The sequence below is a fragment of the Alkaliphilus flagellatus genome (genome assembly GCF_018919215.1).
Classification (GTDB): domain Bacteria; phylum Bacillota; class Clostridia; order Peptostreptococcales; family Natronincolaceae; genus Alkaliphilus_B; species Alkaliphilus_B flagellatus.
Map to the genome: position 1 here is coordinate 631,510 of NZ_JAHLQK010000001.1, position 23,766 is coordinate 655,275.

A 23,766-nucleotide genomic window follows, 5' to 3' on the forward strand; every position below is an offset into this window, starting at 1 on the left:
AATTTACTTAAAAAGTGGAGGGAGAAACATGAAAAAAGTTTTTTCGATCTTTCTAGTACTTATTTTAATGGTTTCTATGTTAGCGGGATGTACACCAAAGAATACATCTTCAAATGACACACCACCTGCGGAAAATACTTCTCCAAATGAGAACAAGCCTGTAGAAGATACTTCTTCAAAGGATGGGAATATTGTAAAGATAGGTCTTGGTCATAGCACATCTATTGGCAAATCTAAAGATCTTGCAGTAGATAAAGATGGCAAAGATATTCTTCCAGTAGGTCAGGTTGATACAGTTATTGCTGCTGTTGGATTCGACAAAGATGGTAAAGTGGTTAAAGTAACTATTGATACTGCTCAAACTAAAGTAAACTTCGACAAAGATCTTAAAGTAACTTCTGATTTAACGGCTGAGAATAAAACCAAGGTTGAGCTAAAAGACGATTATGGAATGGTTAAAGCTTCAGAAATTAAAAAAGAATGGTATCAGCAGATTGAAGAGCTTGAAAAATGGATGATAGGTAAGACTGTAGATGAGATTAAGTCTATGAAAGTTAAAGAACGTGATGAATCTCACAAGAGTGTACCGGATGTACCAGAACTTACATCACTTGTAACTGTAACCGTTGAAGGTTATATAGCAGCTGTTGAAGAAGCATACAAAACTGCAGTTGAAATTGGTTCAGGTGCCGAAAAACTAGGTCTTGGACATGAAATTTCAATAGGTAAGTCCAAGGGACTTGAAGTTAAAGACGGCAAAGAAACTCTACCAGTTGCACAAGTTGACACAGTGATGGCTGCAACGGCTTTCGATAAAGATGGTAAAGTTGTAGGAACTATAATTGATAATGCGCAAACTAAAGTTCAATTTGATAATAAAGGTATAATAACTACAGATAAAAATGCAGAAATTAAAACTAAGATTGAGCTTGGTGATGCATATGGCATGAAAAAAGCATCTACAATTGGTAAGGAATGGTTTGAACAGATTGCAGAGTTTGAAAAGTGGATGGTTGGTAAGAGTGTAGACGAAATTAAGGCTTTAAAGGTTAAAGAACGTGACGAATCTCACAAACATGTGCCAGATATACCAGAACTTACATCAACTGTAACTGTAACTGTTGAAGGTTATATAGCTGCTGTTGCAGAGGCTTATGCGAACGCTAAATAAAGATAGCATATAATAAATAATTTATTAAAAACTCCCTTATCAATTATTATGATTGGGGAGTTTTGTTTAATCAAAATTAATTAATATTATAACTGCATTTAAGCACTAAAAGTTAGTTATAATCAAAGACTAGTTAATTTAATAATTAATACGAAAATCATGGTTTGAAAAATGTATTTCAACCATGATTTTTGTTATCTTACCCATGAAGTGTATTTTTTTCAACAAACAAATTATATTATTTTATTAACTAGAAGAGTATTAGACTAGAAGTATTAGAAGATTTACTCGTTAAAAAATAAGCAAAAGGAGTTGATAAGTCAAGATTAGTTAAAATATATTTACATTTAAAAGAGGGTTAATCGAAGGGGTATTGAACAATTAGAATGGGGTGAGAGTATTGAAACTTTTAAAGCAATTAGCAATAATATGCGGTATTTTCTTTGCAGGACATATTTTTCAAACATTAACAAAATTTCCTATACCTGCAACAGTTTTAGGAATGATTTTTGTCTTAATATTACTTCTTACAGGAATTGTAAAGCTTGAACAAATTGACGCTGTAGGTCAATTCCTTTTAGATCATCTGACATTTCTTTTTATTCCGGGTGGAGTTGGACTAATAGCATCTTTAGATCTTATTAAAGATCAATGGTTACAAATTTTAATTCTTATTGTGATATCAACTTCTATAGTCATCACTGTTACTGGCTTAACAGTTCAAGCTTTAAAAGGTGGTAAAAAGGAGGAGAAGATAAATGCTTGATTTAGTAAACGTGCCAGTCTTTGGAATTCTTATTACGCTTGTAGCTTATGAAATTGGAGTTTTAATAAATAAAAAGACTAAACAACCACTTTTAAATCCACTGCTTATTGCTATAGGCTTAATAATTGCTTTATTAATGGCTACTGGTATTGAGTATGATGTTTATAATAAGGGTGGAAGTATAATCAGCTTCCTTCTAGGGCCTACAACCGTAGTATTAGCAATTCCACTGTATAAACAAATAAATAAATTAAAAGAAAGTGGTATTGCTGTTGTAGTTGGTATATTTGTTGGTTGTGTTACTGCATTAGTTGGAGTATTTTATCTAAATAAATTAATTGGTATAGTAGATCCTGTTGCAATATCATTATTTCCTAAATCTGTAACAGCAGCTATTTCATCAGAAATTTCAAAGCAAATCGGAGGTATTCCTGCTTTAACTATAGCTGTAACAGTACTTACAGGTATAACAGGAAATGTTCTAGGACCAATTTTAATTAAGCTTTTCAGAATAAAAGACGAAGTTGCAGCTGGTATAGCTTTAGGTACAGCCTCCCATGCTATTGGGACTGCAAAGGCTATGCAAATGGGAGAGGTTCAGGGCGCAATGGGATCTCTTGCAATAAGTGTGGCAGGTCTATTCACAGTTTTCTTAGCACCCTTATTACTTCAAATATTATCTTAATTTTAAAAAAATAATTTAAGGGGGAAATATTATGATTAAAAGAGCAGGAGAATTAAGAACAGACGTAGTTACAAACCTAATGAAAGGTGACGGAGACATAAACAGAGTTCATTTATTTGAATCAGAAGATTTCTGTGGAAAAGGAAGATTGTATGCAAGACATATTATAGAGTCAGGAAATTCTATTGGATTCCATAAACATGAAGGAGAGCAAGAAGCATATTACATATTAAAAGGTAAAGCATTATATAGTGACAACGGTAACGAGGTAGAAATACAAGCAGGTGACTTTACTCTTTGTAGAAGTGGAGAAGGTCATTCAATTAAAAATACTGGAGATTCTGACTTGGAATTTATAGGTTTAATTCACAACGTTTAATGATAAGCATTTAATAAACCATATAAAATTTAGGAGGTAGATATATATGAAAACTAAAAAACTAGTTATGATTCCTGGACCAACACCTGTAGTTAGATCTATTCAGGATCAAATGGGTAGAGAGACAGTTGCATTTGGAGATCCAGATTTCGTTAAGGACTACAAAGACCTATTAACAGATATGAAGGAAATGTGGGGAACATCAGGTGAAGTATTTGTAATTGCGGGTACAGGTACAATGGCTATGGAAATGGCAATTGCTAACACCTTAAAAGCTGGTGACAACCTACTTATCGTATCTCAAGGATTCTTCGGTGACAGATTTATTGATTTGTGTAAAAGAAAAGGTATCAATGTTGATATAATTGGAAGTGAATGGGGTACAATTGTACCAGTAGCAGACATTGAAGCAAAATTAAAAGAGAAAAACTATAAAGCTGTTACTGCAACTCATGTTGATACTGCTACAGGAGTAGCTGCACCTATTAAAGAAATTGGAGAAGTAATCAGTAAATTCGAAGATACTTTATTTATAGTAGATGGAGTTTGCGCTACTGCTGCAGAACCTGAATACGTGGATGAAATGAAAATTGACGTATTACTTACAGGAACACAAAAAGCTTTTGGTGTTGCGCCAGGACTTGCAATTGTATGGGCGGGACCTAGAGCATTAGAAAGAAGAAAAGCATTAGGTACTATACCAGAGTATTATATAGATTTCGAAAAATGGTTACCAATAATGCAAGATCCTTCAAAATACTTTGCTACACCAGCTATAAATCTTATTTGGGCCTTAAAAGAGTCTGTCAGACTTATTAAAGAAGAAGGGCTGGAAAATAGATATAAGAGACATGAAAAAAATGCAAGGGCAATGCAAGCTGCTTTAGAGGGTCTAGGATTTAACTTACTTGCACAGAAAGAATGTAGAGCGGTGACCCTATCCAACGTACTATATATGGAAGGTATTGATGATGTAGAATTTAGAAAAGTATTAGCTGAAGAGGGTATTGTCGTTGCTGGTGGACTTGGAGCCTATGCAGGTAAAATGTTTAGATTAGGACACATGGGTAATATAGACATTCATGATATGGTATCTGTAATTGCAACTATAGAAAGAGCATTATATAGAAGTGGTAAAGATGTAGAGCTAGGTAAAGGTGTAGGTATTTTAATGAAGGAATTACTAAAGCAAGGTAAATCTGAATAATGTATATTAAGGAGGATAGGCAGTAATAAGGCTTATTCTCCTTTGCCATTAATACCATAATTGTAATATGATTAAATTGATAATAAATTAACAGAAAGGAGAGCTAACACTGATAATTGATATATTTAGTAATCTCATCAATAGGATTGGAATAATTATGATACTAGCTTTTATAGTATCAAAGATTAAATTAATAAGGAACTTAGTTACAAAAAACAATATTAGTAGAAATGATAAACTTATTTTATCAATGATTTTTGGAATGTTTGGAATAATAGGGACCTATATAGGAATACCTATAGATGGAGCTTTAGCAAATTCTAGGATTATTGGTATAATTGTGGGTGGGCTTTTGGGGGGACCAACTGTAGGGATTATATCTGGACTAATAGCTGGACTACATAGATGGATAATTGACATAGGAGGGTTTACAACAATTCCTTGTACAATTTCAACTGTTCTAGCAGGAATAATTTCTGGATTGTTAAGCAAGAAGTTTCACAAAAACAATAATAAATGGCTATTTGCTATGATAACTGCAATAATACCAGAGCTAATTGAATTGGGAGCTATTTTATTATTTTCAAGGCCATTTGATGAAGCCCTTAAATTAGTTAAAATCATTGTCATTCCTGTAACAGTAACCAATGCCTTAGGAGTAGCCATATTTATAGCTATAGTAGATAGTGTTTTTACAGATCAAGAAAGAGCTGCAGCTTATCAAGCTCAAATGGCACTAAAAATTGCAAATAGGACCCTTAAATATTTTAGAAAGGGTTTTAATAGAGAAACAGCATTAGAAACAGCATTAGAAACAGCTAAGATTATTAAGGATATGACAGCTATTAAAGGGGTTGCCTTCACTGATAAGGAAAATATATTGGCCCACGTTGGTTTAGGAGAAGACCATCATAAATCTGGGGATAATATAATGACAAGCCTTACCAAGGATGTTGTAAATACAGGAGTATACCAAGTAGCAGGTACTAAGGACGAAATTGGTTGTAGTTATGACTGCTGCAAGTTGAAATCTGCCATAATAGTGCCTCTAAAAGAAGAAAATGAGACTATAGGAACCTTAAAACTCTACAAGGATAAGGAAGATTCAATTACTCAGGTAGATTTAGAGCTTGCTTTAGGTCTGGGATTGCTATTTTCCACTCAAATAGAATTGAGTAAAATAGATTATCAATCCAAATTGTTGTCAAAGGCTGAACTTAGGGCATTACAGGCTCAGATAAATCCTCATTTTTTATTCAATGCAATTAATACCATAGTATCATTTACTAGGACAAATCCTGATAGGGCAAGGGAGCTACTGATACATCTTGGATCCTATTTTAGAAAAAATCTACAGAAGAATGTAGAAGAAGTAAATTTATTTGAAGAGATAGAGCATATAGAGTCTTATATAGAGATAGAACAAGCAAGGTTTGGAGATAAATTAAATGTAAAGTTTGATATACCTAATAATATAAATTGTGTATTACCACCTTTAATACTTCAGCCTATAGTAGAGAATGGAATAAAACATGGTATATTAGAAAAGATTGAAGGAGGCAATATTGAAGTGAAGGCTACAGATAATGAAGATGAAACAGTTATAGTTATAAAAGATAATGGTGTTGGTATGGAAAAAAGTTTTTTAGATTCATTGTTTGATAATAAATTACAAAATGATTCAATAGGATTAATTAATGTTAATAATAGGTTGAAAAATAAATACGGCGAAAAAAATGCTCTTGAAATATATAGCCAGGTTGACAAAGGAACCACAGTAATAGTTAGAATTCCTAAATGATAAGGGGAGAGTCTTATGATAAGGTGCTTGATTGTGGATGATGAGTTACCAGCAAGGAAGGAGCTGAGGTTTTTATTGCAACAGCTCAAAGATATAGAAGTTATAGGGGAAGCTGCCTATGGATTTGAAGCAATAGAGCTAAATCGGAAACTAAAACCTGACGTTATTTTTCTAGATATACATATGCCAAAGATGAGTGGTATAGAAGTTGCTGAAAAAATAATTAAAGAAGGATATGTGCCCTTAATCATATTTGTTACTGCCTTCGAAGAATTTGCAGTAGAAGCTTTTGAAGTAAATGCCATAGATTATTTATTAAAGCCTACAGCTAAAGAAAGACTAGAAAAAAGTATAAAAAGAGTTTCATATATGATATATGAGACTAAAAATATTAGCTATGGAAAACAGATAGAGAATTTAATTAATACTTTTAATAGCCATAAGCAAAACAAGGTATCCAAAATTTCTATTTACAGTAATGGAAAACTAATACCAGTAGATCCATCGGAAATAGTATATGCAACTGTTGAAGAGCGAAATACCTTAATAATATCTACTAAGGGTATATTTGAATTTAATAATACTTTAAGCCAGCTTGAAGAGAAGTTGAACTACCAAAATTTTTTCAGAACCCACAAAAGCTTTCTAATAAATTTAGATTTTATAGAAGAGATTGTGCCTTGGTTTAACTCCACATATTTAATAGAACTTAAGAATGTTGAGGAAAAGATACCCGTAAGCCGAAGTAAAATAAAAGATTTTAGGATAATAATGAATATAAGCTAAATAGCAAGAAAAATTTCATCATAAATATAAAAATATTTAGCAAGTTTAATAGGAACCATTTTCGCATTACAGATAATTATAAATAGAGCATTATTTCTTGAATAATGCTCTATTGGCTATTTTATCACATTTACAGAACATATTTTTAAATTAATAGTTTTTTTTTTTGCTATTGTATTTTGTTTATTAAATGTTAATAATATGCTTCTGTCAATTAGTAGCAATAGGGCGATTAGGCGTATAATTCGTAGTTTAATACAGTATATCCTTTGAAATGAGTGATAGAAGGGATAGATCTATTTTTATGAATATTGAAAGAAAAAATTCATATTAGTATAATGAGTTGTAACAATTAATAAAATAAAATAAAAGAGAGGTATTTACTTTGGAATCTACAAAAAGAGCTTTTTTAAGCTCAAAAAATATTTCGATTAATATGAATAAAATAGGAGCCATTATTTTGGGTAATTTATTATGCTCAATTGCTATAAATGGATTTTTTATACCAAATAAGCTACTTAGCGGTGGTGTTGGTGGAGTATCTATTATGATTTACTATTTAACACAAATTCCTACTGGATTTTTAATATTTTTAATAAATATTCCTATATTTTTAATAGGGATGAGAATAGTTGATAAGGAGTTTGCGGCGTATAGCTTTATATCAATGTTCTTCTTATCGTTTTTAATGGAAATTACAACAGGTATAGATAAGTATATAGTTTTAGATGATATTATTTTAGCTGCAATATTTGGAGCTATTTTGAATGGTGTAGGAATGGGTATATTATTTAGAAGTCGAGTTAGTCAAGGTGGACTAGATATTATAGCTGCAATCTTTAAAAAGAAATACAATATTAATGTAGGAACTGGACTAATGCTATTCAACACTGTTATTGTTGCCGTAGCCTCAACATTATTTGGATTAAAACCCGCTATGTATACATTAATAGCTATGTATGTTGCATATAAAATTGTAGATAAGGTGCAAGAAGGATTAGATCAAAAGAAAAATGTAATGATTGTATCAGATAAAGCAGAAGAAATGGCAGAAGTAATAATGGATAAACTAAATAGAGGAGTAACCTTTTTACAGGCTGAAGGAGGATATTCAAAATCTAATAAAAAAGTTATTTACTGTATATTAACTACCACACAAATTGCAAAACTAAAGGAAATAATAGAACAACATGACCCTAAAGCCTTTATGACTATTCAAAGTATTCAAGAGGTACAAGGTACTGGTTTTAGAAATATAGGAATATAAAAATATAGAACTATAAAAAATGGACTCTTATGGGTTCATTTTTTTGTGCATATATATTATTGAAGTTATCAAACTTAAGTGTTAAATAATGTATAATGAAAATAGATAATGGTTTAAATATAAAGGAGGTAATTATATGGGAATTAGACAAAAAACAAAGGGAGTAGTTTATGCAGTAGTATCAGCTATTACTTTAGGGATTTTACCAATTTTTGCAACACTTGCATATAAAGGTGGTGCAAGTTCTATAACGGTTGTATTTTATAGATTTCTTTTCTCAACTATTATACTTTTTGTTTATTTCTTAATTAAAAAAGTAAGTTTCAAAATAAATAAAGAGATTATTCCTAGTATGATTTTCGCCTCTCTTATTGGGTATGCAGCAACTGCCTTAACATTATTTTCATCCTTTACATACATTTCACCGGGACTTGCTACTATACTCCATTTTATATATCCATCATTAGTTATATTTTTATCCTTTATACTATTTAAAGAAAGTCTAAGCACTATAAAGGTTGTTTCTTTAATACTTTCTATAGGAGGAATATATATCCTGGTAGGGTTTGGAGATGTGAACCATAATTTTACTGGGGTAATACTAGCGCTTGCATCAGGGGCGTTTTATTCAATATATATTTTATCAATAGCCCATAGTAAAATTAAAAATATAGAAAGCTTACTTTTAACCTTTTATGTTTCTTTATTTTCATCTATAGGTATTGTCCTATTTGGTATAATAACAAAAACTATAAGCTTTGAGATACAATTTATTTCATTAGTACCTACAGTATTTATTGCAGTCTCTTCTATATATGGTCTAGTCACCTTTATAATAGCTGTAAAACTAATTGGTTCATCTAACACATCAATACTTAGTACCTTTGAACCTATTACAAGTATAGTGCTAAGTACTATAATCTTTAAAGAGAAGATCACGATTAATATTATATTAGGAACTATTTTAATAGTTATGTCTATTTATGGAATAATAAAAGAGCAACTAAAAGCAAATAAAGAAAATAGCATTAGTGAGCATTCAAATGTTATGTAACCAGAAATGTTTTTTTATAAAAAAACTACCAAACATGAACTATAAATGTTATAATATGATAGAAGATATTCATAGATACGTATATTAATGATTAATTAAGTCATTAATATTCAGGTTTTACTATATAACCTAAAAGGAGAGATGTTTAGATGGTAAGAACAGTAGGTACTACAGTTAGAGGAATTAGAGCTCCTATTATAAAAGAAGGAGACGACTTAGTTAATATTGTAGTCGATTCAGTTCTAAAGTCCATAGATGCTGAAAAATTTACACTTAATGATAAGGACGTAATAGGTATAACAGAATCTCTAGTAGCTAGATCACAGGGGAATTATGCATATATTGATGATATTGCAGCAGATATTAATAGGAAGTTCGAAGGAGACTTTGCAGTAGTTTTTCCTATATTAAGTAGAAATAGATTTTCTTTAATACTAAAGGGATTAGCAATGAGCGGTAAAAAGATATACTTATTTTTAAATTATCCATCTGATGAGGTAGGAAACCACTTAATGGATATTGATATGATGGATGAAGCTGGTGTTAATCCGTATACTGATGTTTTAACTGAAGAGAAATATAGATCACTATTTGGACAAAAGGTAGCTCATCCATTTACAGGAATAGACTATGTGCAAATGTATAAAGAGCTTGCAGTAGATAATAATATTGAAATATTTCTTGCAAATGATGCAAGGGCGGCATTAAAGTATACAAAGGATGTTTTAGTAGCTAATATACATGAGAGAAAGAGAACTAAAAAATTACTATTAAATGCAGGAGCAAAAAATGTTTATGGCTTAGATGAAGTATTAAATGAATCTATAAATGGAAGTGGATTTAATCCAGACTATGGTCTTCTTGGTTCTAATACAGCTACGCATACTAAAATAAAATTATTTCCTAAGAATTGTCAAAATACAGTGGAAAATATTCAAAGAGTAATAAAAGAAAAAACTGGTAAGCATATAGAAGTTATGGTTTATGGAGATGGTGCTTTTAAAGACCCAATGGGTAAAATATGGGAGTTAGCGGATCCAGTAGTATCTCCTGGATACACAAAGGGACTAGAAGGAACACCTAATGAAATAAAAATAAAGTATGTTGCTGATAATGAACTTAGCAACTTAAGTAGTGAAGAGATGACTGATGCTATTAAGAAAAAAATAAAAGAAAAAGGTAATGATGAAGGTCATTTAGGGCAGAAGTTAGGAACAACTCCTAGACAAATTACGGATCTTTTAGGAAGTCTATGTGACTTAACAAGTGGAAGTGGAGATAAGGGAACACCAATAGTACTAATTCAAGGATATTTTGATAGTTATGCAGAAGAGTAGCAATTATGCTACTCTTTTTGAGTAAAAAGTGCTAAAATAATAAATATAACTTTACAGGAGGAGCATAAATGAAAAAAATAATTGTATTTGGAAGTCAACATTGACCAGGCTGTGCACCGGTGAAAGAGTTTCTTTCGGAAAAAAATATTAAATATGCTTACTTAGATATAACAGATAGTATGTTTAACTTAAAACAATTTCTAAAATATAGGGATAATTATTCTGAGTTTGAAGAAATTAAGAAAAAGGGATCTATAGGAATACCTTGTATAGTTATAAATAATGGAGAAAAGTTTATTTTTGACGAGACACCTAATTTAGATGATTTAATATAAGCTAAGACTTCAAGCTATTAAGAAGGGAGGCGACAGATATGAAAAAAGAGCCAAAGGATACAAGAGTTGTTATAGGTATGTCGGGTGGTGTAGACTCATCTGTGGCAGCTTTATTGTTAAAGGAACAAGGATACGATGTAGTGGGTATTTTTATGAAAAATTGGGATGAAACTGACGATCTTGGATATTGTACTTCAGCAGAGGATTATGAAGATGTAAGAAGAGTCTGTGATCAAATAGATATACCATACTATTCTGTAAACTTTGAAAAAGAATATTGGGACAAAGTATTTACCTATTTTCTAGATGAATATAAAAATGGTCGCACACCTAATCCAGATGTAATGTGTAATAAAGAGATTAAATTTAAGGCTTTTTTAGAGCATGCGTTAAAACTAGGCGCAGATTATTTAGCAACAGGACACTATGCTCAAGTAGATTTTAATGATGGAGAATATAGATTACTTAGAGGTGCTGACTCTAATAAGGATCAAACCTATTTTTTAAATCAGTTAAATCAATATCAACTTTCAAAGGCAATGTTCCCAATAGGACATTTACAAAAAAAAGACCTTCGACAAATTGCTAAAGATAGAGGTCTTGCAACGGCTACTAAGAAGGATAGTACAGGAATTTGTTTTATTGGAGAGAGAAACTTTAAGGAGTTTTTAAGCAACTATCTTCCTGCACAGCCAGGAGAGATTAGATCTTTAGAAGGAGAAATAAAGGGTAAGCATGATGGGTTAATGTATTACACATTAGGACAAAGAAAGGGCTTAGGTATAGGTGGAGCTGGAACTGGCGAACCTTGGTTTGTAGTAAGTAAAGATCTTGAGAAAAATATATTATATGTTACTCAGGGTGAAAATCATCCTAGTCTATATTCTAGCGGACTTATAGCAACAGATATTCAATGGGTAAGTGAAAAACAGAAGCCATCTGTGTTTAAATGTACAGCTAAATTTAGATATCGACAAGCAGACCAAGGTGTAACAGTTCATATAGAAAAAGATAATACGTGTAAGGTATTATTTGATAAACCTCAAAAAGCAATAACCCCTGGACAGGCAGTTGTATTTTATGATGGAGCTGTATGCTTAGGTGGAGCTACTATTGACAAAGTACTAAATGAAGATTAATATTTAAAGTTTAAAAAATCCTAGTACAATTAAATTGTACTAGGATTTTTACAGTGCATAGGTGTATTTTTAATATACTTAATATTATTTAAAGTTTTTTCTCACCAGTTGAGCAATCTATCTTTGCAACACCAGAATCATCTATTTGTGCAATACAATCATTAGATGAATCACTTGGAAATACACATTGATAAGTTTTATATCCACCATCTAGGTTTTTAGCAGTATAACCATTTTGTATCAATATTCTACTAGCATTATATCCTCTAATACCAACTTGACAGTATATATGGATTGTTTTATCTTTTGGTAATTCTCCTAAGCGGCTTCTAAGCTCTCCAAGTGGTATTAGTATAGAACCTTTAATAAATCCTAATTCATTTTCTTCTGCTTCTCTAACGTCTACTAAAATGCCACCATCTTTTACAATATTATCAATCTCATGCCACTGTACAGTACTTACTAGTCCATTCATTATATTTGAAGCAACAAATCCAAACATATTAACTGGATCTTTAGCAGAAGAGAATGGAGGTGCATAGGATAATTCTAATTCTTTTAAATCCATAGCATTCAGATTAGCAGCTATAGCTGTAGCAATAACATCGATTCTTTTTTCAACACCATCATATCCAACTGCTTGGGCGCCGAAAATTTTTCCAGTTTCAGGATCAAATAGCATTTTCATAGAAATAGGGAAGGCACCAGGATAATAACCTGCATGGGAACCTGGATGTATATGAATTGCTTCATATTTAACCCCTCTAGCTTTTAGTAGTTTTTCGTTATTACCAGTGGACGCCACAGCCATATCAAAAACTTTAGCTACAGAAGTTCCTATAGTGCCAACATATTTTTCAGATTTACCGCAAATGTTATCTGCTACAATCCTACCTTGTTTATTAGCAGGGCCAGCCAGAGGAATCATGGTTGGTTTACCGCTAATAAAATCTACTACTTCAATAGCGTCTCCTATTGCATATATGTTTTCATCTGAAGTCTGAAGATATTCATTTACTTGAATACCCCCTCTTTCACCAACTTTCAACCCTGCATCTTTAGCAAGTTGGTTTTCGGGCCTAACACCTATGGAAAATATAATTAGATCAGTTTCTATTTCCTTTCCACTTTGTAGAACCAACTTTTTACCTTGGTTTTCAAAGGATTTAACTCCATCACCTAGGATTAGATCTATACCCTTAGATTTTATATGATTATGCAAAATAGAAGCCATTTCGTAGTCGATAGGTCCCATTATTTGATCAGCCGCTTCTACAAGAGTTACATGTATACCTTTATGATGTAAGTTTTCTGCCATTTCAATACCGATAAAACCACCACCTATAACTATTGCGGACTTTGGTTTTTTAGTATCTACAAAAGATTTAATAGCATCTGTATCTGGTATATTGCGTAATGTAAACAGATTTTTAGCTTCATTTATTCCGGGGATAGGTGGTTTAATTGGATTAGCACCAGGTGAAAGAACAAGTATATCATAGGATTCTTCATATATTTCATTAGTTTTTAAGTTTTTAATAGTTAACTTCTTTTGGGAAGGATCTATTTTAATAACTTCGCTTAGAACACGAATATCCATATTGAACTTTTTTGACATTCCTTCTGCAGTTTGAACTAACAAAGCCTCTCTTTTTTCAATAATGTTTCCAATATAATAAGGAAGACCACAGTTAGCAAAGGAAATATACTCTCCTCTTTCAAACATAATAATTTCTGCATTTTCATCCATTCTTCGTAATCTAGCAGCAGTAGAAGCACCGCCTGCTACACCACCTACAATAATTACTTTTTTACTCATCATAAAATCCTCCTAGTCTTTAAATGATATATTAAATTATAAAACTCTAAATTTATATATTGTGATATTACGATATTAGCTATAAATATAAATTAACACTGTGTCAATAACTAAATTTAGTTATTGACAATAGCATTAACGATAGCCTTGGCCTTAGGATTAACAACCTTGTAAACGATTTCTAAACCGTTTCTTTCGCCAGCAATAATACCGGAGCTTCTAAGTTTAGCCAAGTGCTGAGAAATAGTAGACTGAGGGATATCTAAGCAATTTTGAATTTTAGACACATTGCATCCATTGCAGCTAATCAATCCTTGAACTATACAAAGTCGTATAGGATGAGCGAGTGCTTTTAAAATCTCAGCATTTTCATCAAAAATCTTAGTATCATTTGAAAAAGGGTCCATAAGATAACCTCCTTGCATCCTAATATCATAATATTACGATATATAAAAATGCGTGTCAAGTATTTTTTATAACATTTTATAGAATACTTTTAAAATCAAGTATTCAATCTAAAAACAATCATAAAAGGGAAAGATTCCGCTCATTTTTATGTAATAAATCATAAATTTTTAAATATCAGATTTTGTTAACATAGCTCTCATTTCAGTTAAGTTTTCTTCAAGACTTTTATCAACTGTATATGCTCTATCTACATGACTAATAAGTTTTTCATGCATATTTGCTAATATGTAGTCGGATTGTTCTGTTTGGTTTAAGACATCTCCAATATATTTCTTCTGTGTAGTAATTGTATCCGTTACTGCATTTACTTCATCTTCAACAGATTTAAAGCCTTGAACCATTTCCTCAATTTTAGTATTTACTATTTGCCCCATATTAATTCCATCTGCTATTGCAGCTGTACTTTTAGTATTATTTTCAATTGCAACTTTAATTTCATTCTGTATGTTAGTTATTAAAGATTGTATTATGGAAGTGCTAGAGTTTGTCATTTCAGCAAGCTTTCTAACTTCATCTGCAACTACAGCAAATCCTCTACCATGTTCACCAGCCCTTGCAGCTTCAATAGCTGCATTTAGTGCTAATAAATTTGTTTGTTTTGCTATATCTGTAATAGTTTTTATTATATTTGTTATTTCACTAGAACTCTCATTCAAATTAAGCATAGAATCAGATGAATATTTTGATTGGATTTGCAACTCCAACATTACCTTAGATAAGCTATTTGCAGCCTGTTGACCCTCTAAAGATTTATTAACCGAATCTCTTGAAATACTATTTAACTTGTCACTCCGCTCTGATAAATAAATGGCCAAGCTATTGGATTCATTAGATATTGACTTTACCTTTTCTATAGTGTTTTTAATCTCATCAGCAAGAAGAGATAACTCATCATGTTGCTCGTTAACTAAGCCATGCTGTTGGATAATGGTTCCCATTCTTTCATAAATATTCTTAATGTGATCTTTAAATAGATCCATAAAAATCCTCCTTTGTATGTAAGTGAATAGTAAATATATATTATCAAACATTTAGTAAAATATATGTGATTCATGTCAAGTTACTTTGTTAAAATACTTAGATTAAATACTATAATATCATAAATTTTGGTAATTTAATAATATAATATAGAAATTTTGACTACACTATAGTAATATGGAATATGTAGAAAAGATCATTTGATGCTATAGCATCGGCTCCTGTCACACTTAAATTTTAAAACTTTATTTTAAAATTTCAAGCGCTCAAAATACTACTAAGATTCTACTCCTTTAGAAAAGATAAGGAATTAAAAAACTTATATTTTCGTATAGAGTAGGAAAATTTAGCAATAAGAAAGAGAGGAAATACATATGAAAAATCCAATAGTTACAATTACAATGGAAAATGGAAAGCAGATGAAGGCAGAACTTTATCCAGAGATAGCTCCTAATACTGTTAATAACTTTATATCCTTAATAAACAAAGGGTACTATAATGGTGTTATTTTCCATAGGGTAATACCAGGATTTATGATTCAAGGTGGAGATCCAAATGGAACAGGTACTGGTGGACCAGGATATAGTATAAAGGGAGAGTTTAGTGGAAATGGTTTTAAAAATGATTTAAAGCATACCAAAGGCGTTCTTTCTATGGCAAGAACAATGGCTCCTAACTCAGCAGGCTCCCAGTTTTTTGTTATGGTAGCTAACTCTCCACACTTAGATGGCCAATATGCTGCTTTTGGTAAGGTGATTGAAGGAATAGAAGTAGCAGATGAAATTGTATCAGTAGATCGTAACTATAGCGATAAGCCAAATGTTGATCAAAGAATGAAAGAAGTAACTGTAGATACATTTGGAGTAGATTATCCAGAACCAGAAAAAATGTAGATTATTTTAAAACACCTAGAATGGTATTTAATACATTCTAGGTGTTTTTTTATATTCTAATGACGCAGTCCTTACAAAGTACTAACAGGTAGAACTCTGAAAACAAGCTTATATTATGTAATTATATATAAAGTAAATCACACTATTCAGGTCTATTGAATATTATGGTATGACGAATGATTTAATATATAAAGCTAATTTAAGGGAGGTAATTAAAAGTGTATTACAACGGATGTAATCAATATTCATACCAATATGGAAACTGTGGATCATGTCAAATTTATCCAGTTCCATTTATGCCTACTAACCCATTATACGCTCATGCTTATGTACCTTATCAATCCTTTACGACTACATTCCCTATAGGAGAAGCATTGATGAAGGGGACTATATTCCCAGAGTTATCTAATGTGTATAATCCATATGAAGATTATCGGAAGGAGGAAAAATAATGGGCGATAGACATAAATTATTAAAACAAATTCAGGAAGTAGAATTTGCTGCAGTAGAGTGGCAACTGTACTTAGATACACATCGCTATGATCAAAGAGCATTGATGGAGTATAACAACTATTCGAACCAGTTATTAATGTTAAAACAACAATACGAAATGCTTTATGGCCCACTTTTAAATTATGGGTTCTCTCCTAATCATGGTTCATGGAGATGGCTCGATAGTCCATGGCCATGGGAAGAATAATGATAAAAGGAAATTAAGGAGGGAAATATATGTGGATTTATGAAAAAAAACTAGAGTATCCAGTTAAAATTCATTGCAAAGATTTAAGAATGGCTAAATATTTATTAACTCAATACGGAGGCCCAGATGGAGAACTTTCTGCAGCTATAAGATATTTAAATCAAAGATATACAATTCCTACTAATGAAGCAAAAGGTCTTCTAACAGACATCGGTACGGAAGAATTAGCTCACGTAGAAATAATATGCACAATGATTTATCAATTAACAAAGGATGCTACTGTAGAAGAGTTAGAAGCAGCAGGACTTGGTTCTAATTATGCCATTAGAAATGGAGCATTATTTCCAACAGATTCCAATGGTGTGCCTTGGACAGCATCATATATTCAGGCCCATGCAGATCCTATTACAGATTTACATGAAGATATGGCAGCTGAACAAAAAGCCAGATCTACTTATGAGCATTTACTAAAATTAACTGATGACCCAGGAATAAAAGATGCTCTAAGGTTTTTATGGGAGAGAGAAGTTGTACATTATCAAAGATTTGGAGAAGCGTTAAGGATTGTACAAGAATATATGCAGTGTAAAAAGATTTTTTAATTTGAAACAGTTTTAACTAAGGAATATCTCAACCGAGATATTCCTTAGTTATTTTTTGTGAAAAAAGAAAAATATTTTAGGAATAATTAGCATCCCTATATTCATACTAATTAGATATACAACTGACCTATTTAATTGGCAGTATATCATACTCAACTTTATATTTATTAAAATCATAGAGTTCAATTTCTACCCTAGGATTTTCTTTATCAATAAAATCAAATAATAGGACAGGTCTAAGTTGTTTATCATTTTTAATTATTCCACTTTTTTCAATGCCATCACAAATACTTTTAGGGTAATTATGTAGGTCTCCCATCCTTTTATCAGGGAAATATAGCTTAAGAACAGTAATCAACTGATTTTCAAGTTTAGGACCTAAATATTGTTGATTTATATAACCAGCTATCATGTTTTCATAAGCAATATATTTACTATGTTTACCGGCTCTAGGCATCCAAGCCTGACCATTAACATTAGTTAGCTTAAAGTTAGATTTACTAAGGGGACGTCCTGGTATAGTGAATTTTAACATAGTACACCTCCAACAATATTGTAACACAAAGAAGGGTGATGCTTACAGGATAGTTTTTGAATAAAGTGACAATAATTTAAGATGACTTTACTACATTATATTTAGGATGTGTTATAATGAAAAAAAAAATTGAAACAATTTTAGATTGGCTACAAGCTATTTTTATAGCTGTAATAATTGCGGTTATAATAGAGAATCTAGTATTTAGTTTCGCAGTAGTAAGTGGGCAGTCTATGTTTCCTACATTAGAAACTGAAGACAGGCTATTGGTAGCTCGCATGCCTTATATATATAAGGAACTTAATAAGGGAGACCTTGTTATTTTCAATCCTCCCAATGGCTTAGACAAAAGGGAAATGTTTATTAAAAGAGTTATAGCTAAAGAAAATGATCATTTTTTTATTGAAGATGGTGTTTTATATATAAATGGTGAAAAACAGATAGAAAACTATACCTGTGAAGAGGAATATTTACCACGTAATTATAATTATATAGAAGGTATAGTGCCGCCTAATATGGTTTTTGTAATGGGAGATAATCGAAATGATAGTAATGATAGTCGAACTTTTGGATTTGTTCCTAAGGATAGAGTGAAGGGTAAGGTGCTTTTAAAGATTTGGCCATTAGACGAAATGAAAGCCTTTATAAGCCCTAACTAAAGGGGGAAACTTAATGGACCTAAAGGAAAAAATTATATCTTATTCGAAAGATATAGGGATAGATTTAATTGGATTTACAGATGCTAAGCCATTTGAGGATTTGAGAAAAATATTAGTAGAACGTAAAGAAAAAGGTAATTTATCTGGTTTTGAAGAAGAGGATATTGAGCTAAGGATTGACCCTAAAAGAACTTTAGACAGTGCTCAATCTATTATAGTTATTGCCATGTCCTATTATATAAAAAATGAAAGAATAGGTCGCGATGAAAACCCACAGTTTTATGGGGAACTAGCTAGAACAGCTTGGGGTCAAGACTACCATATAGTACTAAAGAGCAAGTTAGAAAAGTTAGCACACTTTATTTCTAATGAATATGATGGATTTGAGTATAAGGCCTTTGTAGATACAGGGCCTTTAGTAGATAGATATTTAGCAAATCGGGCTGGTATAGGATTTTATGGCTATAATTCGGCAATTATAAATGATAACTTTGGATCTTGGATATTTTTGGGATATATGATAACAAATCTTCCAATTAAAAATGACAAGCCTTTAAATATAAGTTGTTTAGGGTGTAATTTATGTATTAAAAACTGTCCTACGTCAGCTATAGAAGGTCCATATGAATTTAATGCTAATAAATGCTTATCTAATATATTACAGCAAAAAAGAGAAATTCCAGAGGTAAAATTATCAATAATTAACAATAAAATATATGGATGTGATATATGTCAAAATGTTTGTCCTCATAACATAGACATTAAGGAAATGACAACTAAGGCATTTATACCTGATGATCTTCCTTATAAGGTTGATTTAATACCATTACTTAAATTATCTAATAAAGAGTACAATTCGCTTTTCAAGGAAAATGCATCAGGATGGAGAGGGAAAAAAATATTACAGAGAAATGCAATAATTGCCCTAGGAAATTACAAAGACAAAGAAGCTATACCTTATTTAATACCTATGCTGAAGGATGTAAGGCCAGATATTAGAAAAATAACAATATGGGCTTTATATAATATTAATCCTAAAGTAGCTGTAGAGCTAATTAATACTATTAAGGATAGTGAAAAGGAACAAGATGTACTAGAAACCATAAATATGTATTTGAATAAATATTATAATAAATAGTGTAGCAAAGTGTCCCTCCTGAATAGGATAATAATGAAGCTATCTAATAAGGGAGGGAGATTGATGCAGAATTACTGTAAATTATCATATAGACAATTAAAAAAGTATTGTGATCTAACTAATTTTAAATTTGATACTACAGATGAAATACCTTGCTTGGTAGGTATAATGGGGCAAGAAAGAGCTGAAGAAGCAATGGAATTTGGACTTGGGATAGATCATCCAAGTTATAATATTTATATTAGTGGAGCAAAAGGTACCGGTAGAACTAGTTATGCTAAAAAGGTTGTAGAAAAGAAGTCGCAAAGTCAGAAAGTTCCAGTTGACTGGTGCTATGTATATAATTTTGATTCTAAAGGTAAAATAGAGGCTTTAAGTTTACCAGCTGGTATGGGAAGAATATTTAAAAAGGATATGGATGAGCTCATCGAAGAATTGTTAATACAAGTTCCAAGGGCTTTTAATAGTGTGGATTATGAAAAGCAAAGAAATGAAATTATTAAAGAGTATCAGGAACAAAAAAACAAGCTTATTCAATATCTATCTAGTTATTCAAAGGAAAAACATTTTGTACTTAAGAGTACAACTACGGGTTTTGTTTTTACTCCAATATATGAAGAAAATGAAATATCAGAGGATAAATTTGATGAATTAGATGAAGAAGTTAAAGAGCAACTAGAAAAACAATTAGAGGAAATACATGAGGCTGCCCTTGATATTCTGAGTCAGGTTAAAAAGCTAGAGAGAGTAGCAAAAAAGAAACTACTTCAATTAGAAATGAAGGTAGGTATATATGTTATAAAGCCCTTAATAAATGAACTATTTAAGAAGTATAATCAATGTGAAAATGTACACAATTATCTAAAAAAAGTAGAAAGTGACATTATTGAAAATATATTTTACTTTTATTCCGAAGAAGTCGATGAGGATGACGAAATTATAACTATTAAGACTGCAGAAAATGAAGATATTATTAAAAAGTACAAAGTTAACTTATTTGTAGACAATAGTAATACAGAAGGTGCCCCTGTAATTATGGAATTTAATCCTACTTTAAATAATTTAGTAGGAAAAATTGAATATGAAAATGTTAATGGGAGCTTAAGAACAGATTTTCTTTTAGTTAAGCCCGGTGCTATTCAAATAGCTAATGGTGGATACTTGATAATACAAGCAAGGCAGCTATTAAGTAATCCATACGCTTGGGAAACTTTAAAGAGGATATTACAAACTAAAGAAGTTACTGTAGAAAGCATGGGTAGTCAGCTGGGAATAGGAGAAGTATCTTCTATGAAGTTAGAGCCTATACCTATAAACTTAAAGGTTATTTTAATCGGAAGTAGCTACCTATATCATTTGCTTTATCGGTATGATGAGGATTTTGAAAAGTACTTTAAAATATTAGTGGATTTTAATGATGATATGAAAAGAAATGATGAAAATGAGCAGAAGATGATAAGTTTTATTAGCTGCTATACACAAAATGAAGGTTTGCTCTCATTTGATAAAAAAGCTGTAGCTGAACTTATGGAATATAGCTCAAGATTAATAGGTAGTCAAACAAAGTTTTCCACAAGATTTAATAAAATTATTGAAATTATTATAGAAGCAAATCAATGGGCACAATTAGAAAAATCTGTTGTGGTTTCTGGTACACATGTTAAGCATGCTGTAGATAAGAAATGGGAGAGATTAAATCAATATGAAGAAAATGTTTTGGAAATGTTTGAACAAGGCAAAATATTAATAGATGTTAAAGGAAATAAAATAGGAGTTGTTAATGGACTATCGGTAATTAGCATAGGAGAGTATATGTTTGGAAAGCCTAGTGTAATTACAGTTACAACCAGTAAAGGCAAGGGAAATATTATTAATATTGAGCGTGAGGTAAATTTAAGTGGAGATATTTATGATAAAGGTATAATGATTCTAACAGGTTTTTTACTAGAAAAATTTGCACAAGATGATACATTTAATCTATCTGTTAGGATTTGCTTTGAGCAGTCTTATGGTGGAGTAGATGGAGATAGTGCTTCGAGTGCAGAACTGTACGGATTATTGTCAAGTATTGCAAAACTTCCACTTAAACAAAATATAGCAGTAACAGGATCTGTAAACCAGAAAGGTTTTATACAGCCAGTAGGTGGAGTTACTGAAAAGATAGAGGGGTTTTTCAAACTTTGTTATAGAAAGGGTTTAACTGGAGATCAAGGAGTAATAATACCTCACCAAAATATTGGAGACTTAATGCTAAGAGACGAGGTTGTAGAAGCTGTTAAGGCAGGTAAGTTCCATATTTATGCTGTTAAGCATGTAGATGAAGGTATAGAAATATTAACGGATAGACCAGCAGAGGAAGTTTATAAGATAGTAGAGGAAAGACTAAAAACTGCGGTAGATAATAAAAACAATAAATAATAGTAGTTTGTTTTATGAGGGAGGGATAAAACCTTCCTTTTTTTATAGCGTAAAGAAGTATGTTTTCCAAATACTGTTTATTAAAATCTGAAAATTACAACTTTGAAATTTTTCCAATATAAAGCAGGAGTTTATATTAATATGTTGTATAATATATTGTGATTACATAATTTATTTTTGGCAAATAAGTTTAATTTATTTATTTTAGTAGATACTTTATAACGCATAGGAAAGTATACTATTTCTTAATATACACTTTTCGTAAAATGCGTTAGGACAAAGACTTCTTTGATTTAAAAAGCTTTGTTAGAAGCCTTTGTTATATTGGGTATATATTTACAAAAGGAGGTATAATTTATGTCGAATATTCATGAATTAAGCTTTTTAAAGGAAAAAATCCAAGAATTAAAAGATCAAGGAGTTTATCGTAAACTACCTATACTAGGTGGAGCCAATGAAGCGGAATGTATTTTAAATGGAAAAAAGGTAATCAACCTATCTTCCAACAACTACTTAGGTTTTGCAAATCATCCTAGACTTAAAAAAGCTGCTATTGAAGCGGTAGAAAAGTATGGTGTAGGTTCAGGAGCTGTAAGAACTATCGTTGGGAATATGGATATTCACGAAGAATTAGACAGAAAGCTTGCAGAATTTAAAAGAGAAGAAGCAGTTATGACGTACCAATCTGGTTTTAACTGCAATGCAGGAACTATTCAGGCTATAACTGAAAAGGGCGATTTAATCATATCTGATGAGCTAAACCATGCTAGTATTATTGATGGTGCTAGATTAAGTAGAGCTGATAAAACTGTATTTAAACATGCTGATATGAACCATTTAGAAACAGTTTTAAAAGAAAATAAAGATAAATACAGAAATATGTTAATTATTACAGATGGTGTATTTAGTATGGACGGAGACATTGCTCCATTACCTGAAATTGTAGAGTTAGCTGAAAAGTATAGTGCTATGACATATGTAGATGATGCTCATGGTTCTGGTGTACTTGGAGAAAGTGGAAGGGGTACAGTAGACCACTTTGGACTTCATGGAAGAATAGACTTTACAATAGGAACACTTTCAAAGGCAATAGGTGTAGTTGGAGGATATGTTGCAGGTAGTGAAACAATGAGAGATTGGTTAAGCCATAGAGGTAGACCTTTACTATTTAGTACATCCTTACCTCCAGCTGCAGTTGGTGCAATTACAGAAGCTATTAACATGTTAATGAGTACAACAGAATATACAGATAGACTTTGGGACAATGCAAAATACTTTAAACAAAAAATTAGCCAATTAGGATTTAATATTGGAAATAGCCAAACACCAATTACTCCAGTAATTATTGGTGATGAAGCTAAAACAATGGAGTTTAGTAGAAAATTATTAGAAAACGGTGTATTTGTTTCTGCTATTGTATTCCCAACAGTACCAAAGGGAACAGGAAGATTAAGATGTATGGTAACTGCAGGTCATACAAAAGATCAATTAGATAGAGCTGTAGAAGTCTTCAAAAAAGTTGGAGAAGAAATGAATTTATTATAAGATTAAAAAATGAGCAGAGAGTTAGCTAACTCTCTGCTCATTTTTTTGTTCAAGAATCAAACGGTTTAAATTTTTCCTAACTTG

At 31.4% G+C, this 23,766-nt stretch carries 24 protein-coding genes; 20 read left to right on the forward strand and 4 right to left on the reverse strand.

Features of this window, described 5'->3' with window-relative positions:
- Window positions 1-28 precede the first annotated feature (28 nt).
- From KQI88_RS02860 to mnmA, 12 genes are all read left to right on the forward strand, one after another.
- A complete protein-coding gene (locus tag KQI88_RS02860; protein WP_216414842.1) occupies window positions 29-1,171 on the forward strand; it encodes a PQQ-binding-like beta-propeller repeat protein in 1,143 nt (380 codons plus the stop codon).
- A 400-nt stretch (window positions 1,172-1,571) separates the two neighbouring features.
- Complete coding sequence (locus KQI88_RS02865) at window positions 1,572-1,937, forward strand: CidA/LrgA family protein (protein WP_216414843.1); 366 nt, start codon at window positions 1,572-1,574, stop codon at window positions 1,935-1,937.
- On the forward strand, window positions 1,930-2,622 hold the full coding sequence (locus tag KQI88_RS02870) for an LrgB family protein (RefSeq protein ID WP_212379474.1): 693 nt from the start codon (window positions 1,930-1,932) through the stop codon (window positions 2,620-2,622). Before KQI88_RS02865 ends, KQI88_RS02870 begins: the two co-directional genes overlap by 8 nt.
- Before the next feature lie 31 nt (window positions 2,623-2,653).
- Entirely contained in the window at window positions 2,654-3,001 is a 348-nt protein-coding gene (locus tag KQI88_RS02875; RefSeq protein ID WP_212379472.1) for a cupin domain-containing protein, read from the forward strand.
- Window positions 3,002-3,047: 46 nt separating this feature from the next.
- Entirely contained in the window at window positions 3,048-4,208 is a 1,161-nt protein-coding gene (locus tag KQI88_RS02880; RefSeq protein ID WP_216414844.1) for a pyridoxal-phosphate-dependent aminotransferase family protein, read from the forward strand.
- Window positions 4,209-4,365: 157 nt separating this feature from the next.
- On the forward strand, window positions 4,366-6,009 hold the full coding sequence (locus tag KQI88_RS02885; protein WP_246579090.1) for a sensor histidine kinase: 1,644 nt from the start codon (window positions 4,366-4,368) through the stop codon (window positions 6,007-6,009).
- Window positions 6,010-6,024: 15 nt separating this feature from the next.
- Window positions 6,025-6,795, forward strand: a complete 771-nt coding sequence (locus KQI88_RS02890; protein ID WP_216414845.1) for a LytR/AlgR family response regulator transcription factor — start codon at window positions 6,025-6,027, stop codon at window positions 6,793-6,795.
- A gap of 385 nt (window positions 6,796-7,180) precedes the next feature.
- Entirely contained in the window at window positions 7,181-8,062 is an 882-nt protein-coding gene (locus KQI88_RS02895; protein ID WP_216414846.1) for a YitT family protein, read from the forward strand.
- Between the two features lie 136 nt (window positions 8,063-8,198).
- Entirely contained in the window at window positions 8,199-9,116 is a 918-nt protein-coding gene (locus tag KQI88_RS02900) for a DMT family transporter (RefSeq protein WP_216414847.1), read from the forward strand.
- Between the two features lie 149 nt (window positions 9,117-9,265).
- Window positions 9,266-10,453 (forward strand): coenzyme F420-0:L-glutamate ligase, encoded by a 1,188-nt coding sequence (locus tag KQI88_RS02905; RefSeq protein WP_216414848.1) that lies wholly within the window; start codon window positions 9,266-9,268, stop codon window positions 10,451-10,453.
- Window positions 10,454-10,572: 119 nt separating this feature from the next.
- Window positions 10,573-10,788, forward strand: coding sequence for a hypothetical protein (locus tag KQI88_RS02910; protein ID WP_216414849.1), 216 nt, complete (start codon window positions 10,573-10,575; stop codon window positions 10,786-10,788).
- A gap of 38 nt (window positions 10,789-10,826) precedes the next feature.
- On the forward strand, window positions 10,827-11,927 hold the full coding sequence (gene mnmA / locus KQI88_RS02915; protein WP_216414850.1) for a tRNA 2-thiouridine(34) synthase MnmA: 1,101 nt from the start codon (window positions 10,827-10,829) through the stop codon (window positions 11,925-11,927).
- A gap of 88 nt (window positions 11,928-12,015) precedes the next feature.
- Here mnmA and KQI88_RS02920 read toward each other — a convergent pair whose 3' ends face one another.
- The 3 genes from KQI88_RS02920 to KQI88_RS17990 form a co-directional block, all read right to left on the reverse strand.
- A complete protein-coding gene (locus tag KQI88_RS02920; protein ID WP_216414851.1) occupies window positions 12,016-13,746 on the reverse strand; it encodes a CoA-disulfide reductase in 1,731 nt (576 codons plus the stop codon).
- A 116-nt stretch (window positions 13,747-13,862) separates the two neighbouring features.
- Entirely contained in the window at window positions 13,863-14,153 is a 291-nt protein-coding gene (locus KQI88_RS02925) for an ArsR/SmtB family transcription factor (RefSeq protein WP_216414852.1), read from the reverse strand.
- 168 nt (window positions 14,154-14,321) lie between these two features.
- Entirely contained in the window at window positions 14,322-15,194 is an 873-nt protein-coding gene (locus KQI88_RS17990; protein WP_281417527.1) for a methyl-accepting chemotaxis protein, read from the reverse strand.
- A 372-nt stretch (window positions 15,195-15,566) separates the two neighbouring features.
- Between KQI88_RS17990 and KQI88_RS02935 the strand changes: the two genes are divergently transcribed.
- The 4 genes from KQI88_RS02935 to KQI88_RS02950 all read left to right on the forward strand — a co-directional run bounded on the left by KQI88_RS02935 (window position 15,567) and on the right by KQI88_RS02950 (window position 17,387).
- Window positions 15,567-16,085, forward strand: a complete 519-nt coding sequence (locus KQI88_RS02935; RefSeq protein WP_216414854.1) for a peptidylprolyl isomerase — start codon at window positions 15,567-15,569, stop codon at window positions 16,083-16,085.
- A 218-nt stretch (window positions 16,086-16,303) separates the two neighbouring features.
- Window positions 16,304-16,537: a spore coat associated protein CotJA gene (locus tag KQI88_RS02940; RefSeq protein WP_216414855.1), complete on the forward strand. Its 234-nt coding sequence runs from the start codon at window positions 16,304-16,306 to the stop codon at window positions 16,535-16,537.
- Window positions 16,537-16,785, forward strand: a complete 249-nt coding sequence (locus KQI88_RS02945) for a spore coat protein CotJB (protein WP_216414856.1) — start codon at window positions 16,537-16,539, stop codon at window positions 16,783-16,785. Before KQI88_RS02940 ends, KQI88_RS02945 begins: the two co-directional genes overlap by 1 nt.
- A 29-nt stretch (window positions 16,786-16,814) precedes the next feature.
- Window positions 16,815-17,387, forward strand: coding sequence for a manganese catalase family protein (locus tag KQI88_RS02950; RefSeq protein WP_216414857.1), 573 nt, complete (start codon window positions 16,815-16,817; stop codon window positions 17,385-17,387).
- Window positions 17,388-17,514: 127 nt separating this feature from the next.
- Here KQI88_RS02950 and KQI88_RS02955 read toward each other — a convergent pair whose 3' ends face one another.
- Entirely contained in the window at window positions 17,515-17,922 is a 408-nt protein-coding gene (locus KQI88_RS02955; RefSeq protein WP_216414858.1) for a RusA family crossover junction endodeoxyribonuclease, read from the reverse strand.
- Between the two features lie 116 nt (window positions 17,923-18,038).
- Between KQI88_RS02955 and lepB the strand changes: the two genes are divergently transcribed.
- The 4 genes from lepB to KQI88_RS02975 all read left to right on the forward strand — a co-directional run bounded on the left by lepB (window position 18,039) and on the right by KQI88_RS02975 (window position 23,682).
- Window positions 18,039-18,581: a signal peptidase I gene (lepB, locus tag KQI88_RS02960; protein ID WP_216414859.1), complete on the forward strand. Its 543-nt coding sequence runs from the start codon at window positions 18,039-18,041 to the stop codon at window positions 18,579-18,581.
- 13 nt (window positions 18,582-18,594) lie between these two features.
- A complete protein-coding gene (queG, locus tag KQI88_RS02965; protein WP_216414860.1) occupies window positions 18,595-19,719 on the forward strand; it encodes a tRNA epoxyqueuosine(34) reductase QueG in 1,125 nt (374 codons plus the stop codon).
- A gap of 63 nt (window positions 19,720-19,782) precedes the next feature.
- Entirely contained in the window at window positions 19,783-22,137 is a 2,355-nt protein-coding gene (locus KQI88_RS02970; protein WP_216414861.1) for a Lon protease family protein, read from the forward strand.
- A 357-nt stretch (window positions 22,138-22,494) separates the two neighbouring features.
- Window positions 22,495-23,682, forward strand: a complete 1,188-nt coding sequence (locus tag KQI88_RS02975; protein ID WP_216414862.1) for a glycine C-acetyltransferase — start codon at window positions 22,495-22,497, stop codon at window positions 23,680-23,682.
- The last annotated feature ends 84 nt before the right edge of the window (window positions 23,683-23,766 follow it).

Excerpts from the sequence above, each read along its gene's own strand:
- KQI88_RS02920 (WP_216414851.1), bottom strand. The coding sequence starts at position 13,746 with ATGAGTAAAAAAGTAATTATTGTAGGTGGTGTAGCAGGCGGTGCTTCT.
- KQI88_RS02970 (WP_216414861.1), top strand. The coding sequence starts at position 19,783 with ATGCAGAATTACTGTAAATTATCATATAGACAATTAAAAAAGTATTGT.
- KQI88_RS02950 (WP_216414857.1), top strand. The coding sequence starts at position 16,815 with ATGTGGATTTATGAAAAAAAACTAGAGTATCCAGTTAAAATTCATTGC.
- KQI88_RS02860 (WP_216414842.1), top strand. The coding sequence starts at position 29 with ATGAAAAAAGTTTTTTCGATCTTTCTAGTACTTATTTTAATGGTTTCT.
- KQI88_RS02925 (WP_216414852.1), bottom strand. The coding sequence starts at position 14,153 with ATGGACCCTTTTTCAAATGATACTAAGATTTTTGATGAAAATGCTGAG.
- KQI88_RS02875 (WP_212379472.1), top strand. The coding sequence starts at position 2,654 with ATGATTAAAAGAGCAGGAGAATTAAGAACAGACGTAGTTACAAACCTA.
- KQI88_RS02955 (WP_216414858.1), bottom strand. The coding sequence starts at position 17,922 with ATGTTAAAATTCACTATACCAGGACGTCCCCTTAGTAAATCTAACTTT.
- KQI88_RS02905 (WP_216414848.1), top strand. The coding sequence starts at position 9,266 with ATGGTAAGAACAGTAGGTACTACAGTTAGAGGAATTAGAGCTCCTATT.
- KQI88_RS02975 (WP_216414862.1), top strand. The coding sequence starts at position 22,495 with ATGTCGAATATTCATGAATTAAGCTTTTTAAAGGAAAAAATCCAAGAA.
- KQI88_RS02945 (WP_216414856.1), top strand. The coding sequence starts at position 16,537 with ATGGGCGATAGACATAAATTATTAAAACAAATTCAGGAAGTAGAATTT.
- mnmA (WP_216414850.1), top strand. The coding sequence starts at position 10,827 with ATGAAAAAAGAGCCAAAGGATACAAGAGTTGTTATAGGTATGTCGGGT.
- queG (WP_216414860.1), top strand. The coding sequence starts at position 18,595 with ATGGACCTAAAGGAAAAAATTATATCTTATTCGAAAGATATAGGGATA.
- KQI88_RS17990 (WP_281417527.1), bottom strand. The coding sequence starts at position 15,194 with ATGGATCTATTTAAAGATCACATTAAGAATATTTATGAAAGAATGGGA.
- KQI88_RS02870 (WP_212379474.1), top strand. The coding sequence starts at position 1,930 with ATGCTTGATTTAGTAAACGTGCCAGTCTTTGGAATTCTTATTACGCTT.
- KQI88_RS02890 (WP_216414845.1), top strand. The coding sequence starts at position 6,025 with ATGATAAGGTGCTTGATTGTGGATGATGAGTTACCAGCAAGGAAGGAG.
- KQI88_RS02885 (WP_246579090.1), top strand. The coding sequence starts at position 4,366 with ATGATACTAGCTTTTATAGTATCAAAGATTAAATTAATAAGGAACTTA.
- KQI88_RS02880 (WP_216414844.1), top strand. The coding sequence starts at position 3,048 with ATGAAAACTAAAAAACTAGTTATGATTCCTGGACCAACACCTGTAGTT.
- KQI88_RS02900 (WP_216414847.1), top strand. The coding sequence starts at position 8,199 with ATGGGAATTAGACAAAAAACAAAGGGAGTAGTTTATGCAGTAGTATCA.
- lepB (WP_216414859.1), top strand. The coding sequence starts at position 18,039 with ATGAAAAAAAAAATTGAAACAATTTTAGATTGGCTACAAGCTATTTTT.
- KQI88_RS02935 (WP_216414854.1), top strand. The coding sequence starts at position 15,567 with ATGAAAAATCCAATAGTTACAATTACAATGGAAAATGGAAAGCAGATG.